Annotated in this window: 14 protein-coding genes; 13 read left to right on the plus strand and 1 reads right to left on the minus strand. The window is 35.1% G+C overall.

Going from position 1 to position 14,693, the window contains the following annotated elements; genetic code table 11:
- Positions 1 to 66 precede the first annotated feature (66 nt).
- Complete coding sequence (locus GMA06_RS01185) at positions 67 to 1,149, minus strand: Mbeg1-like protein (protein ID WP_163561432.1); 1,083 nt, start codon at positions 1,147 to 1,149, stop codon at positions 67 to 69.
- Positions 1,150 to 1,243: 94 nt separating this feature from the next.
- Between GMA06_RS01185 and tmk the strand changes: the two genes are divergently transcribed.
- The 13 genes from tmk to rplW all read left to right on the plus strand — a co-directional run bounded on the left by tmk (position 1,244) and on the right by rplW (position 14,683).
- Positions 1,244 to 1,891, plus strand: a complete 648-nt coding sequence (gene tmk, locus GMA06_RS01190; RefSeq protein ID WP_163561433.1) for a dTMP kinase — start codon at positions 1,244 to 1,246, stop codon at positions 1,889 to 1,891.
- A 22-nt stretch (positions 1,892 to 1,913) separates the two neighbouring features.
- Positions 1,914 to 2,243, plus strand: a complete 330-nt coding sequence (locus tag GMA06_RS01195) for a cyclic-di-AMP receptor (protein ID WP_163545371.1) — start codon at positions 1,914 to 1,916, stop codon at positions 2,241 to 2,243.
- Positions 2,243 to 3,202, plus strand: coding sequence for a DNA polymerase III subunit delta' (gene holB, locus GMA06_RS01200; protein WP_163561434.1), 960 nt, complete (start codon positions 2,243 to 2,245; stop codon positions 3,200 to 3,202). The genes GMA06_RS01195 and holB overlap by 1 nt, the downstream gene beginning before the upstream one ends.
- Positions 3,203 to 3,218: 16 nt before the next feature.
- A complete protein-coding gene (locus tag GMA06_RS01205) occupies positions 3,219 to 3,551 on the plus strand; it encodes an initiation control protein YabA (protein WP_163545369.1) in 333 nt (110 codons plus the stop codon).
- 18 nt (positions 3,552 to 3,569) lie between these two features.
- Positions 3,570 to 4,376 carry a DUF805 domain-containing protein gene (locus GMA06_RS01210; protein WP_163561435.1) on the plus strand — a complete coding sequence of 269 codons (807 nt, stop codon included), beginning with the start codon at positions 3,570 to 3,572 and terminating at the stop codon, positions 4,374 to 4,376.
- 390 nt (positions 4,377 to 4,766) lie between these two features.
- Positions 4,767 to 6,206, plus strand: coding sequence for a proline--tRNA ligase (gene proS, locus GMA06_RS01215; RefSeq protein WP_205426143.1), 1,440 nt, complete (start codon positions 4,767 to 4,769; stop codon positions 6,204 to 6,206).
- 420 nt (positions 6,207 to 6,626) lie between these two features.
- Positions 6,627 to 10,958, plus strand: coding sequence for a PolC-type DNA polymerase III (locus tag GMA06_RS01220; protein WP_163561437.1), 4,332 nt, complete (start codon positions 6,627 to 6,629; stop codon positions 10,956 to 10,958).
- A gap of 56 nt (positions 10,959 to 11,014) precedes the next feature.
- Positions 11,015 to 11,572 (plus strand): chromate transporter, encoded by a 558-nt coding sequence (locus tag GMA06_RS01225; protein ID WP_163545365.1) that lies wholly within the window; start codon positions 11,015 to 11,017, stop codon positions 11,570 to 11,572.
- Positions 11,573 to 11,588: 16 nt separating this feature from the next.
- Complete coding sequence (locus tag GMA06_RS01230; RefSeq protein ID WP_240328819.1) at positions 11,589 to 12,098, plus strand: chromate transporter; 510 nt, start codon at positions 11,589 to 11,591, stop codon at positions 12,096 to 12,098.
- 677 nt (positions 12,099 to 12,775) lie between these two features.
- Positions 12,776 to 13,084, plus strand: coding sequence for a 30S ribosomal protein S10 (gene rpsJ, locus GMA06_RS01235; RefSeq protein WP_163545363.1), 309 nt, complete (start codon positions 12,776 to 12,778; stop codon positions 13,082 to 13,084).
- A 23-nt stretch (positions 13,085 to 13,107) separates the two neighbouring features.
- Positions 13,108 to 13,746: a 50S ribosomal protein L3 gene (gene rplC / locus GMA06_RS01240; RefSeq protein WP_163545362.1), complete on the plus strand. Its 639-nt coding sequence runs from the start codon at positions 13,108 to 13,110 to the stop codon at positions 13,744 to 13,746.
- A 23-nt stretch (positions 13,747 to 13,769) separates the two neighbouring features.
- Positions 13,770 to 14,393: a 50S ribosomal protein L4 gene (gene rplD / locus GMA06_RS01245; RefSeq protein WP_163561439.1), complete on the plus strand. Its 624-nt coding sequence runs from the start codon at positions 13,770 to 13,772 to the stop codon at positions 14,391 to 14,393.
- Positions 14,393 to 14,683: a 50S ribosomal protein L23 gene (gene rplW, locus GMA06_RS01250; protein WP_163545360.1), complete on the plus strand. Its 291-nt coding sequence runs from the start codon at positions 14,393 to 14,395 to the stop codon at positions 14,681 to 14,683. The genes rplD and rplW overlap by 1 nt, the downstream gene beginning before the upstream one ends.
- Positions 14,684 to 14,693: the final 10 nt, after the last annotated feature.

Genomic DNA, 14,693 nt, shown 5'->3' on the forward strand with positions numbered 1-14,693 from the left:
AGCGACCTTTCAGATGTCGCTTGACCTGTCTTTTATTTTTCGTTAGATTAGGAGGATAGTATCATCTTACTCTTTTTTCTTGAGAACGTCTTTTGTGATAGATTTGACAAATAATTGAATGGTTTCGGTAATTAGTTTACTTGTTTCTTTGTCTAATTCGCCATAAGCTTTCATCATTTTGAGCAATTTATGAGGTGTATTGACTGAAAAGTCACGTACATCGGTAATATTTGCGGAAAGCATCATTTGATAAATGGCATTTCCTAATGTTTTTCGTTCTTCTGTGGATAGACGGGTAAGTAGAGCAGATACAGAGCGTTGAATATGTTTGCTCGTTGCATCTCTTTTTTCTAAGTAAATAAAATCATTTCTTTCGATTTCCCAACTATATGTGTCGTGTTGGAGGACGTTTGTGGCACTACTTTTAACGATATCGTAAGGTGTGTTATGGTTTAACATCATGCCAACGATTGCTGTTTCTGGAACAAATGTTTTAATTTTTTTCTGAATTGGTCCAAACGCTTCATCTGTTGACATCTGCTCATTAAATCCTGGGCCGTCAAAGTTGTGAATATACACAATTTTCTGTTGAATATCTTGAGGTGCAAATGCTCCTGCGTAGATTGCCAAGTTTCCACCTTTTGAATGGCCGCCTAAAATAAGACGTTCTTTAATATCTGATTGATGCTTTGTTAAATAGGATACAGCTTCAATTTGGGACGGAATAGCATTTTCAAATGTCATGTTGAAATCTTCTTTCCAGCCGACGAGTGTCATATCTGTTCCTCTAAAGACGACATAGGTTGTGCGAGAATCTAATTGAAACATCATAGCTGAAAATTGTTGTTCCTGTTCAACGTCCACGGTATTTTGGTAATGTTGCACGAGTAATTTTGAAAAGCGCTTTGTATGCATAAGTGTTTCTAATAGGGTATTGTCCTTACTCATAATGATATTTGGATCGTTTTGGCGGTTAACACCAAAAAAATGCTCACCAATTTGTTGGATTGTTTGCGGAAAATCATTCACGATATTATCAAATGGTAAATAAGAAAAACGCGTTAAAATCATACTATCAACAACATTAAAACGGCTTTGTCGAAAACTTAAGTCGCCTCTCCAGTGTAAGTAATCAAATAATGTAGCCATGCACGACGCCTCCTTGAATGTTTATATGTTTATCATAGCATATTTATAAAAAAGTGTGGTAAAATAAAAATATCATATAGTAAGGAGGGAGCGTATGTCTGGGGTATTTATTACCGTTGAAGGAGCTGACGGTGCAGGGAAAACAACTCTTATTCAAAAATTAGTACCAAAACTTAAACAAGAGATAAATGTTCCGCTTTTGTCTACACGAGAACCCGGAGGTAATGTGATTGCGGAAAAAATAAGGGAAGTCATTTTAAATCCTGATTATACTCAAATGGACGCAAGAACAGAGGCCTTATTATATGCAGCAGCAAGGCGACAGCATTTGGTAGATAATTTATTACCGGCATTGGCAGAAAATAAATGTATTATTTGTGATCGTTTTGTAGATAGTTCGATTGCTTATCAAGGACGAGGGCGTCAAATTGGTGCTGAAGATGTTTGGCAAATTAATGCCTTTGCAATAGACGGACATCAACCTGATTTAACATTATATATTGATGTTCCGATAGAAGAAGGGTTAAATCGTATTCATCATCACCGAATGGATGAAATCAATCGTTTAGATATGGAAGGCATTGCTTTTCATCAACGTGTTCATGAAGGATATGAAGAATTGGTAAAGGAATATCCAAATCGTATTGTTGTTGTTGACGGCATGCAGTCTCCACAAGAGGTATTAGAAACGTGTTATCGTGTTATTAAACAGCGATTTCCACATTTGTTTGAAGCAAAATAAAGATAGAGAGGTATAGAATAAGATGAAATTAGTGGTGGCGATTGTACAAGATAAAGATAGTTTAGTATTAAGTCAATCTCTTATTGAGGCAAATTTACGTTCGACACGTTTAGCATCAACAGGAGGTTTGTTGAGAAATGGCAGTACAACATTTTTAATTGGGGTAGAAGATGAGCGTTTACAAGAAGCACTTGATGTGATTAAAGAAAACTGTTCAAAACGTGAAGAAATTGTGATGCAACAATCAATGTTAGGTGCAGGGTTAGAAAGTTTGCTAACGTATCCTTTAGAAGTCGCTGTTGGAGGAGCAACTGTCTTTGTGTTGCCAATTGAACAGTTTAATCAATTTTAATGATGATAGCATATGATAAACAACCTCATATTCGGCAACGTTTGTTACAAGCCTACCATAAAGATAAATTAGCCCACGCCTACTTATTTTATGGAAAATCTGGTGTTGGTAAGTTAGAGGTAGCGAAATGGTTTGCCAAATTATTATTTTGCAAACAAGTAGGTGAAACGGGAGCGTGTGTGACATGCTCTGTTTGCAAGCGAATTGATTTAGGCGATTTTCCCGATGTTGATATTATTCAACCCGACGGAGCATCTATAAAGGTTGAACAAGTTAGACAACTAAAAGAAAGTACACATTATAGTAGCTTGGAAAATAAACGAAAAGTGTATATTTTAAATCATGTAGATACAATGTCTATTAGTGCCGCCAATAGTTTATTGAAATTTTTAGAAGAACCTGAACAAGACATTTATTTTTTGTTGTTAACGGAGCATAAAGACAAAGTATTACAAACGATACAATCTCGATGTCAATTAATACCTTTTGTGAGCATTTCTTCAACAATCATTGAAAAAGATTTGATAGATAGAAGTGTTCCAAGCCATTTGGCAAAATGGATTAGTCTTCTCACGCAAGATAGTCAACAAGCGTTGGAGTGGGCAGAGTCAGATACATTTTTTGAATTTCATCAAGCAATGCTACATTGGGCAAAGCTACTATATGAGAACGACGTCACCTCTTTTGTCTACGTGCAGACAACATTAGCACCCTTTATTCAAGATAAAGCACTTGCTTTTGTAGGATTAGATATTGTCAGTTTATATATGCGTGATGTTATGCTTAGTGCTTTTGATGTATCAAACGTGCATTTTAAACACAAATCTATGGGGCATCAAGAGGGATTTTCTACAAAAGATATGTTTTTGTTTATTGCAAAAGCGAAAGAAAGATTGTATGCCAATGTATCGGCACAAGTATGTTATGAAACATTAAGTATTGATATAGTAAGATTATAAAGATAAGGATGATAAGATGAACACACAAGCGTTATACGATCAGTTAGCGTTTATTGAACAACAAAGTGTCGCAATTGAAGAAACCATTAGACAAATGAAAGCAACAATATACACTTTGATTGATGAGAATAGTAGTTTAAAGATAGAAAATGCACATTTAAGAGAAAAAATTGATGCATTAGATAGCACACAAACTCGCTCTAATGATGTCAATTCAAAAACGTATAGTATGATTAACTTGGAAAGATTATATGAATCTGGTGTTCATGTCTGTCATAATTTTTACGGTGCAAAAAGAGATGAAGTATGTTTATTGTGTGAATCGCTTTTAAGTCAATTAGAAGAATAAAAAATAAGGAGAAATATTATGGCTAAAATAGATCAACGTGGTCAGATTGTGCCACCAAAACAAGCAATCAATGATTTTTTTAAAGGATATTTTGATTTTACCGGCTACACTACACGTGCGGGGTATTTGTGGGTAGCGTTAATTTCAACTGTTTTTTTGTTCGTGCTATTTTTTGGAATGATTGTATCTATGATGGAAGCAATAAATTCTTTTGGACGTTATGGTTACTATTACAGTGATTTTGGTATTTTGAGATTTTTATTCTCACTTATTTTACTTGTAGGACTATTTTTACTTATTCCATTTATTGCCATTCAAGTGCGACGTTTAAGAGATTCAGGATTTACGAATAGAGGAATAGTAGCGATATATTTGTACGTACTATCTGTTTTCCCATTTGCTATTATATTAAGTATTTTAACAGCTCTAGCAAATGTCGTTCCGGCTTTATTTGGAATTGTTTTAGTAGTATTTCTTTTTGCGTATTATTTTTCTTGGATTATTTTAGGAGGTCTATATTTTGCAGGGCTTGTGTACCCAACGAATGGTTTTGTCATTGATATAGATAATCCGGTTTTAAATTTCTTTTTCCGTCGTACAAATGAACCAGAAAAAGAAAAAGTTGTTTATGTTTATAAATCAGTTGAAGTTGAGAATGAAGAAAAGACTGTCGCAACAGAAAAAAGCACATCTGAACAAACAGATGTAGAGGAAGCGGTACAAGAAATTAAAGAAATTAAAGAAGTTGAAGAAGTTCATGAAGAAATGGAAACGTCGATAGTAGAACCTTCTGAGAAAGAGTTGTCTAACGAGGACGTTGAATAATTATCAGAAAAACAAATAATATTAAAGCAGATAAAATCAAAGATTTTTAATTTTATCTGCTTTCTTTATATTTATTCGATGTTTTTGTTAAAATGATATTTATTGGGAATGGTTATCACAGATTTTTCTAAAAATAAGTTGCTTTTTTTGATAAACTCCGTTATTATAAATAAAAATCAGATTAGTAAAGATTGTCATGGTTTTAGAGAGTTTCGGTAGCTGAAAAGAAACACCCGCTGATAACTTGAACCTACTGATAGATTTTTATTTGTGAAAACAAATCGGAGTAAACTCCGTTATCAATGCAAGAGTATAAATGAAGGTGGTACCACGATATAGTCGTCCTTTTTGGCGGTTATATCGTGGTACTTTTAATATATGGAGGAGCGTATGGAAAATTTACAAAAACAAGACTTTTCAAAATGGTATTTACAAACTATTCAACAAGCAGATTTAATGGATTATTCACCAGTTAGAGGGTGTATGATTTTTAAACCTGACGGCTACGAATTGTGGGAACATATTCAAAAAGAATTTGATAAACATTTTAAAGCAGAGGGTGTTCGTAATGCGTACTTCCCAATGTTAATTCCAGAATCTTTTTTTGCTAAAGAAAAAGATCATATTGAAGGATTTAGTCCAGAATTACCTTTTGTAACAGAAGCGGCAGGGGAGCCATTAGAAGAAAAATTAGCATTACGTCCAACATCTGAAACGATGATAGGACATGCATTTAGTAATTGGATTAACTCATACCGTGATTTACCACTTGAAATTAACCAATGGGCAAATGTATTCCGCTGGGAAAAGAAAACTTTACCATTTTTAAGAACATCTGAGTTTTTATGGCAAGAAGGGCATACAGCTCATGAAAATGAAGAAGATGCAAGAACGCGTACAATGAGAATGCTAACTATTTATAAACAGGTCGTTGAAGGTTTGCTTGCTATTCCTGTTTATGACGGAGAAAAAACACCGTCTGAACGTTTTGCAGGGGCTGTGTCGACATATTCAATCGAAGCAATGATGAAAGATGGCAAAGCCGTACAAGCTGGAACTAGTCATTATATGGGAACAAAATTTGCTGAAGCATTTGATATTAAATATTTAAATCGTGATAATGAACATGTCTATGCGCATACAACATCATGGGGTGTTTCAACACGTTTAATTGGAGCAACGATTATGACACATGGAGATGAGCAAGGTCTTGTGTTACCACCACGTATTGCACCAACACAAGTTGTCTTAATCCCAGTTGGTCCATGGAAGAAAAATCCAGAAATTGTAGAAAAATTAGAAGAGATTAAAGCGACACTTATATCTAAAGGGTTACGTGTAACATTAGATGATACAGATAATTCACCAGGTTTTAAATTTAATGAATGGGAATTAAAAGGTGTCCCAATGCGTATTGAATGTGGACCACGTGACTTAGAAAATCAGCAAGTGATGACAAAAATGCGTGATGCACAAGAAAAAGTAGCTGTATCCTTTGACACTTTAGTTGAGTTTGTTGTATCACAATTAGATGAGATGCAAGTACGTTTATTAGAAAGTGCAAGACGTATGCGTTCTGGAAATGAATACACACATATTAACACCCTTGATGAATTGAAAGCACATATTGAAGAAAAACGTGCTAATCAAGAAGTGCCAGGTTGGGTATTGATTGGTTGGGACGGTACAGAAGAAACCGAGGCAAAAATTAAAGAAGAAACAGGATTTACGACACGTAATATTCCATTTTGCCCACCGATTGAAAAAGCAACATGCTTAGTAAGTGGTAAACCAGCTAAGTATACAGTTTGGATTGCAAGAGCTTATTAGGATATAGGATAAAATCCTGGATTTATCGGTTTTATACCAAAAAAGTCAAATTGACTTAAAATATACAGAAGATGTGATGCATCTATATAACTTCGATAAAACAAAAAATAAGAAGTAGGCGTCTACGGTTGAAAGCATGTCTAATTGGAATAGTAGCTTTCGTCATACACTATCATCCGATTTTGTTTATCATCACGTATGTTAAATATGTCTTATTTTTTGAAGTTATGGCTTTTTAATGAAGCAAAGTGTATATACTTTGGAAGAAGAATTTTTAGAAAGTGTTCAAGAGAGTTTTTCTAACGCTATCTATTATTGACTACCGGTTAGACAAAATTGTTTAACCGGTATTTTGCTTGTAAAGAATTTCTTTTCATTTCATGCTATAATATGAACGAAAGATAAAAGAGAGGTAACAATATGACGCAAGAAAATTTGTTTTTAGTTTTATTACAACAAGTCAATTTGCATGAACATCCAGACTTTATGTCGTACCATACGAGCATTGTCTTAGAACGAGTAATTGTCAATCAAGAGCAACATACATGGACATTTGTTTTAAGTATGCATGACTTGATTGATTTTTCTCATTTGCGTTTTTTAGAAAATGCGATTAAAGAAACTTTTTCACGTATTGCAGAGATATTTGTTCATGTAAAGGCAGAACATGCTGTGCTTGAACAAGATAATGTGCGTCAATATTGGGCGTATGTGTTACAAAGACAAGGTATTTCAAATGGGTTATATCGTTTGTTAAGCCAACAAGATATTGCGTTATTAGAAAATAATATATTACGAATTACAGTAGATAGTGAACAGGTGTTGCAACAAGTTTCTACTCGCTATAAAGAAGGCATTCAACAAGTATATGCTTCTTTAGGGTTTCCTGCTTTTCAATTAGATGTGATTTTGGATGAAGAAGCATCTTTGCAAAAAAGAGAACAATTTCTTGAAAAGCAACAACAGGAATTAGAACAATTAGCACATCAAGCACAAATTCAAATGGCACAACAAGAACCAAAACAAGAGAAAAAAATTGAGGAAGAGATTGTTTTGGAAAATGATGTGATTTTTGGTAGACGAATCAATCCAAATGAGATTGTTCAGCAAATGGGGGATGTGACTGAAGAACATCCGAATCTTATATTCCAAGGGTATATTTTTGCCAGTGAGGAAAAAGAATTACGTAATGGGAAAAAAGTATTTACGATCAAATTTACAGACTATACAGGGTCATTTGCACTGAAATTATTTTCACGGAATGAAACAGATGCGAAATTGTTTGCGACGTATTTGAAAAAAGGAAACTGGATTAAAGTAAGAGGAGCACTCGAAGAAGACCAGTTTATGCGAGATATTGTTGTCGTGCCAAGAGATATTAACTTAGTGGATATTCGTCCGAGAATTGATACAGCGTTTGATGATAAAAAACGTGTGGAATTGCATTTACATACGACGATGAGCCAAATGGATGCAACTAACCATATTAGTGATTATGTTGCACAAGCAGCCAAGTGGGGACATAAAGCCATAGCTGTCACAGATCATGCGGGGGTTCAAGCATTCCCTGATGCGTATGCTGCCGGACAAAAGCATGATGTGAAAATTCTATACGGTGTTGAAGCTTATGTGGTCGATGACGGTGTTGATGTAGCGTATAACCCGTCCCATGAAAATCTCTCAGATGCAACGTATGTTGTTTTTGACGTGGAAACAACGGGGCTATCAGCTGTTTATGATACAATTATTGAGTTGGCTGCTGTCAAGATGCATAAAGGAAATGTTATTGATACTTTCGAAGCGTTTATCAATCCAGGACATCCATTGTCGGCGACAACGATTTCGCTAACGGGTATCACCGATGAAATGGTGCAAAAAGATGGGCGATCTGAAAAAGAGGTTTTACAAGAGTTTAAAGCATTTTCTCAAGGAACAATTTTAGTGGCACATAACGCATCATTTGATATGGGCTTTTTGAATACAGGGTATAAAAAAGTGGGGATTGATGAAGCTACTAATCCAGTTATTGATACACTAGAGTTATCACGTGCATTGCATCCTGAATTAAAATCACATCGCTTGAATACATTAGCTAAACGTTATGGTGTGGCTTTAGAACAGCATCACCGTGCGGTATATGACTCTGAAACGACAGGGTATTTATGCTTTATTTTCTTAAAAGAAGCATTTGAACAACACGGTATCTCTTATCACGATGAATTGAATAATGATTTAGGTGTAAAAGATGGCTATAAACGCTCTCGCCCATTTCATGTGACAATATTGGCGAAAAATGAAGACGGATTAAAAGATTTATTTAAACTTGTTTCAGAAAGTAATGTCCATTATTTCTATCGTGTACCACGTATTCCACGTTCGTTATTACAAAAGCACCGAACGCATTTATTACTTGGTTCTGCATGTAGTAATGGAGAAGTTTTTGAAGCAATTATGCAAAAAGGATACGATGAAGCACTTGAAAAAGCAAAATTTTATGACTACTTAGAAGTGATGCCTAAACAAGTTTATTCAACACTAATTGCAGAAGAGCTAGTTCATACAGAAAAAGACTTAGAGGATATCATTTCACAAATCGTCCAAATGGGTAAAGATTTAAACAAACCTGTTGTAGCGACAGGAAATGTGCATTACTTAAATAAAGAAGATCATATTTATCGTGAAATTTTGATTTCAACTATGAAAGCAAATGTGAATCGACAACTCCATTTTCCAGAAGTTCATTTTAGAACAACGGACGATATGATTCGTTGTTTTGACTTTTTACCTAAAGAAGATGTGGATAATATCGTATGGAGAAATCCTCAAAAAATAGCAGATAGTATTGAAAAAATTACACCTGTGAAAAAAGACTTGTATACACCGAAAATTGAAGGTGCCGAGCAAGAAATTACGGATTTAAGTTATAAAGAGGCTCGACGTTTATATGGAGAAAATTTACCTGAAATTGTTGAAAAACGTTTAGAGAAAGAATTGAAAAGTATTATCGGAAATGGGTTTTCTGTTATTTATTTAATTTCACAAAAATTAGTACATAAAAGTGTGTCGGACGGCTATTTAGTTGGTTCCCGTGGTTCTGTTGGCTCCAGTTTTGTAGCGACTATGACAGGTATTACAGAAGTTAATCCGCTTGCTCCGCACTATCGTTGTCCAAATTGTCAATACTCTGAGTTTTTTGATGAAGGGCAATATGGTTCGGGATACGATTTGCCTGAAAAAGCTTGTCCGCATTGCCAAACAATATTAGATAAAGATGGACAAGATATTCCGTTTGAAACATTCTTAGGATTTTATGGGGATAAAGTACCTGATATAGATTTGAATTTCTCAGGAGATTATCAAGCACGTGCCCACGCTTATACAAAAGAATTGTTCGGTGAAGATTATGTATATCGTGCAGGGACCATTGGTACGGTTGCTGATAAAACGGCATATGGTTACGTAAGAGCCTATGAACGAGATAAAAATTTACACTATCGTGCTGCAGAAGTAGACCGTTTATCCCTAGGGGCTACTGGTGTGAAAAGAACGACTGGTCAGCATCCAGGTGGGATTATTGTTATTCCAGATTATATGGACGTTTATGATTTTACACCTGTACAATATCCAGCAGATGCACAAGATGCAGAATGGAAAACAACACATTTTGATTTCCATTCCATTCATGATAATGTGTTAAAATTAGATATACTTGGACACGATGATCCAACAGTCATTCGTATGTTACAAGATTTATCTGGACGTGACCCAAAAACAATTCCACCAACGGATAAAGATGTGATGAAAATTTTCCAAGGGACAGAAGTACTAGGTGTGACACCTGAACAAATTGATAGTAAAACGGGAACACTGGGGATTCCTGAATTTGGGACAAAATTTGTACGAGGTATGTTAGAAGCGACAAAACCGACAACTTTTGCAGAGCTATTACAAATTTCTGGTCTATCACATGGAACAGATGTTTATTTAGGGAATGCTGAGGAATTGATTAAACAAGGTGTTGCCCCATTATCGAAAGTTATCGGTTGTCGTGATGACATCATGGTTTATTTAATTCATGCAGGCTTGGAAGATGGTGTTGCGTTTAAAATTATGGAAAGCGTGCGTAAAGGAAAAGGGATACCTGATGAATGGCAAGCGATTATGCGAGAAAATAATGTTCCTGAATGGTATATTCAATCGTGCTTGAAAATTAAGTACATGTTCCCAAAAGCCCATGCGGCTGCATATGTGTTAATGGCTTTAAGAGTTGCTTATTACAAGGTGCATGAACCGTTATTGTACTATTGTGCTTATTTTTCTGTGCGTGCTAATGATTTTGATTTGGTGAGTATGGTGCAAGGAAAAGAAATGGTTAAAAAACGTATGAAAGAAATCAATGATAAAGGATTAGACGCTACTGTTAAAGAGAAAAACTTGTTGACTGTTTTAGAATTAGCTAATGAAATGTTAGAAAGAGGCTTTACATTTAAAATGGTAGATATTGAAAAATCTCATGCACGTCATTTTATTATCGAAGGAAATAGTTTATTAGCGCCGTTTAGAGCTGTACCAAGTTTGGGAGATAACGTTGCTCAGCAAATTATGCAAGCACGAGAAGAAGCGTCGTTCTTATCGAAAGAAGATTTGGCAAAACGTGGTAAAGTAAGTAAGACGATTATGGATTATTTTAACGATAATGGTGTTTTGACACATTTACCAGATTCCAATCAATTATCATTATTTGATTTTTAAAAATAAGTAGACATTCTAATCATAGAGTGTCTACTTCTGTTAAGAAAGGAAAAAAGATGCTTTGGCAATTATTTAAAAGAACGTTTATGATAAGTGCCTTTACATTTGGTGGAGGTTATGTCATTGTACCATTGATGAAAACGACATTCGTCGATAAATTAGAGTGGATTGATGAAGATGAAATGCTAGATTTGATTGCTTTGGCACAGACCGCACCAGGAGCAATTGCTGTTAATGCTTCGGTTGCGATTGGGTATCGAATGGCAGGTGTTATTGGGGCAGTTGTCACAATGTTAGCGACTGCTTTACCACCAATGGTTATTTTAATGGGTATGTATGTATTGTATGATGTTGTAAAAACAAATCCAGTTGTAGCAAGTTTACTTCAAGGTATGCAAGTGGGAGTATGTGCTGTGATCTTAGATGTTGTGGTTGATTTACTTGTTGGTATTCATAAACAAAAAAGTATAGTAAGTTGGATTGTGTTTTTTGGTGCACTTTTGCTTACAATGATTTTCCATGTTCATATTTTAATGGTCATTATGATAATGACGATTGTTGGGCTTGTTTTAGCTATCATTGAAAGAAAGTGGGTACATAAAGATGTTGCTTGATTTATTAGTTACATTCATGAAAATTGGGGTGTTGAGTATCGGAGGTGGTTACGCCTCTCTACCATATATACAAAGCATTATTGTCCAAGAAAAAGGTTGGTTAGATACAAATACGTATGCAGATTTATTAACGATTTCTCAAATGACGCCTGGGCCTTTAGCTATCAATTCAGCGAGTTTTGTTGGCATGAAAGTAGGAGGACCGATAGGTGCAGTTGTTGCAACGGTTGGGAATGTATTACCATCGTTATGTATTGTATTACTCTTTTCAATGATTTACTACAAGTATAAGAATTTAAATGGCGTACAATTAGTCATGAAAGCAATTCGACCGGTTGTTGTAGCACTGATTGTTTCGGTAGCATATAGTTTAGTAATGATGTTGACAAATAATGAACGTATGATCTACCAATTTCTACTATTGATAATATGTTTTATTATTGTCAGAATGAAAAAAGTGAATACCCTTCTTATTATTTTTGGTGCAGGTATTCTTAATATGTGTTTGATGTATCTGATGTCGTAAGTTTTATAATCGGAGGGGATATAGATTTAAACTATACCGATAAATATGCGAGAGCGGATAAGAAAGGCTAAAGTGTTAAAAGCACTTACTCAAGAACGTAAAAATCATAAAAAGAGAAAAGGAATTTTAGAAAAGTAGTAAATGTCAATTAGTAATTTTTGTGCAGCTTATCAAAAAATGTAAGTGTTGATAAAAAATTCGTAACTATTAAAATGTAAAAGGAACTGTTGGATTCTGTTTGCACTGTAGTTTTTTAGAGAATTGCGAAAAGGCTTGATATAAATTGGTTTAATGAGTTATATCGAGCTTTTTTGAGTATTATCAATTATTTGAATAGAAATTGATTTTTGAAGTAATGTTTGTTTATAAGGAATAGTTTTGATTTTGGCGATAATGTTTATGGTAACGCTTCACAAAAATATGTAAAAAATGTTATGAAATTGTAAAAAAAATTTCCGAAAAAAGCTTGATTTAATCGGCTTTTTTTTGTATAATACTGGAAGTGTCATTGTGTTTATAGGCGATTCATGCCCAGAAACAGTGACCCCCTCTTGAAAAAAGAGGGTTAGTGATGATGCGAGAGGTTGCGACACACCCGGACGCTTTGCCTAGTCAGGTGTGACGGAAATTTTCGTGGAGCTAGTCTTATGCAAACATTTGACGAAGGAGGTAAAAAAATGGCAAAACAAAAAATTCGTATCCGTTTAAAAGCTTATGAACATCGTGCTTTAGATCAATCAGCGGAAAAAATCGTAGAAACAGCGAAAAGAACTGGCGCTAGTGTAGCGGGTCCTATCCCATTACCAACAGAAAGAACAGTATATACAGTGATTCGTGCGACTCACAAATATAAAGATTCTCGTGAACAGTTCGAAATGCGTACTCACAAACGTTTAATTGACATTGTGAACCCAACGCAAAAAACAATCGATGCCTTAACAAAACTTGAATTACCAAGTGGCGTTGATATCGAAATTAAATTATAAAATAAATTATCAGGAGGTGTACCATGGCCAAAGGAATCTTAGGAAGAAAAGTAGGGATGACTCAATTCTTCACTGAAAGTGGTGAATTAGTACCAGTAACAGTTGTTGAAGCAACTCCAAACGTCGTTTTACAATTAAAAACAATCGAAAACGATGGTTACGAAGCTGTTCAATTAGGTTACCAAGACAAACGTGAAGTATTGACAAACAAACCTGAAAAAGGTCATGTAGCTAAAGCAAACGCTACTCCTAAGCGCTTCATTCGTGAATTTAACAATGTTGAGCTAGGAGAATATGAATTAGGACAAGAAGTAAAAGTTGATGTTTTCCAAGCAGGAGACATTGTTGATGTAACAGGAACATCTAAAGGAAAAGGATTCCAAGGTGTTATCAAACGTCATGGACAAAGTCGTGGACCAATGGCTCACGGTTCTCGTTACCACCGTCGTCCTGGGTCAATGGGTGGAGCTTCTTTCCCATCACGCGTATTTAAAGGTAAAAACTTACCAGGTCAAACAGGTGGAAATCGTATCACAATTCAAAACTTAGAAGTTGTAAAAGTTGATTTAGAAAACAATGTAATTTTAATCAAAGGTAATGTACCTGGATCTAAAAAATCATTAGTAGAAATTCGTACTGCTCGCAAAGCAGGAAATAAGTAAGCTGGGAAGGAGGAAACGATTAAATGGCAAAGGTAACTTTATTTAAACAAGATGGTTCAACTGTCGGCGAAATCGAATTAAACGATGCAGTATTCGGCGTAGAACCAAATGAGAATGTTGTGTTCGATGCAATCATTATGCAACGTGCTTCATTAAGACAAGGTACACACGCTACAAAAAACCGTAGTGCTGTACGTGGCGGTGGTCGTAAACCATGGCGTCAAAAAGGAACTGGTCGTGCAAGACAAGGTTCAACTCGTTCACCACAATGGGTAGGCGGTGGAACAGTCTTTGGTCCAACACCACGTTCATATAGCTATAAATTAAACAAAAAAGTTCGTCGTTTAGCTATCAAATCAGTTCTTTCATCCAAAGTGGCTGAAGGTAACTTAGTAGTAGTAGACGCATTAAACTTTAGTGCACCAAAAACACAAGAATTTGCACAAGTATTGAAAAACTTAGATGTGACATCAAAAGTATTAGTTGTTGTAGAAAACGGTAATGACTTTGCGGCATTATCAGCTCGTAACTTACCAAATGTTACAGTTGTAGCAGAAGACAACGTAAGTGTACTAGATGTATTCTCAAACACAAAAGTATTATTCACTCAAAGTGCTCTTTCAACAGTAGAGGAGGCTCTTAAATAATGAATGCTCGTGATGTAATCAAACGTCCAATTATTACAGAAGCATCTGTACTAGCAATGGATGAGAAAAAATATACTTTTGAAGTAGATGTACGTGCTAATAAAACATTAGTAAGACAAGCAATCGAAGAAGTCTTCGGTGTAGAAGTGAAAAGTGTTAACATTATGAACGTACGTGGTAAATTCAAACGCGTAGGTAAATATGCTGGATACACTAAAAAACGTCGTAAAGCAATCGTAACATTAACAGAATCTTCAAAAGACATTGAAATTTTTGAAAGTAACGACTAATATTCACAAG

The organism is Granulicatella sp. zg-84, from assembly GCF_010892375.1.
Lineage (GTDB): Bacteria > Bacillota > Bacilli > Lactobacillales > Aerococcaceae > WM01.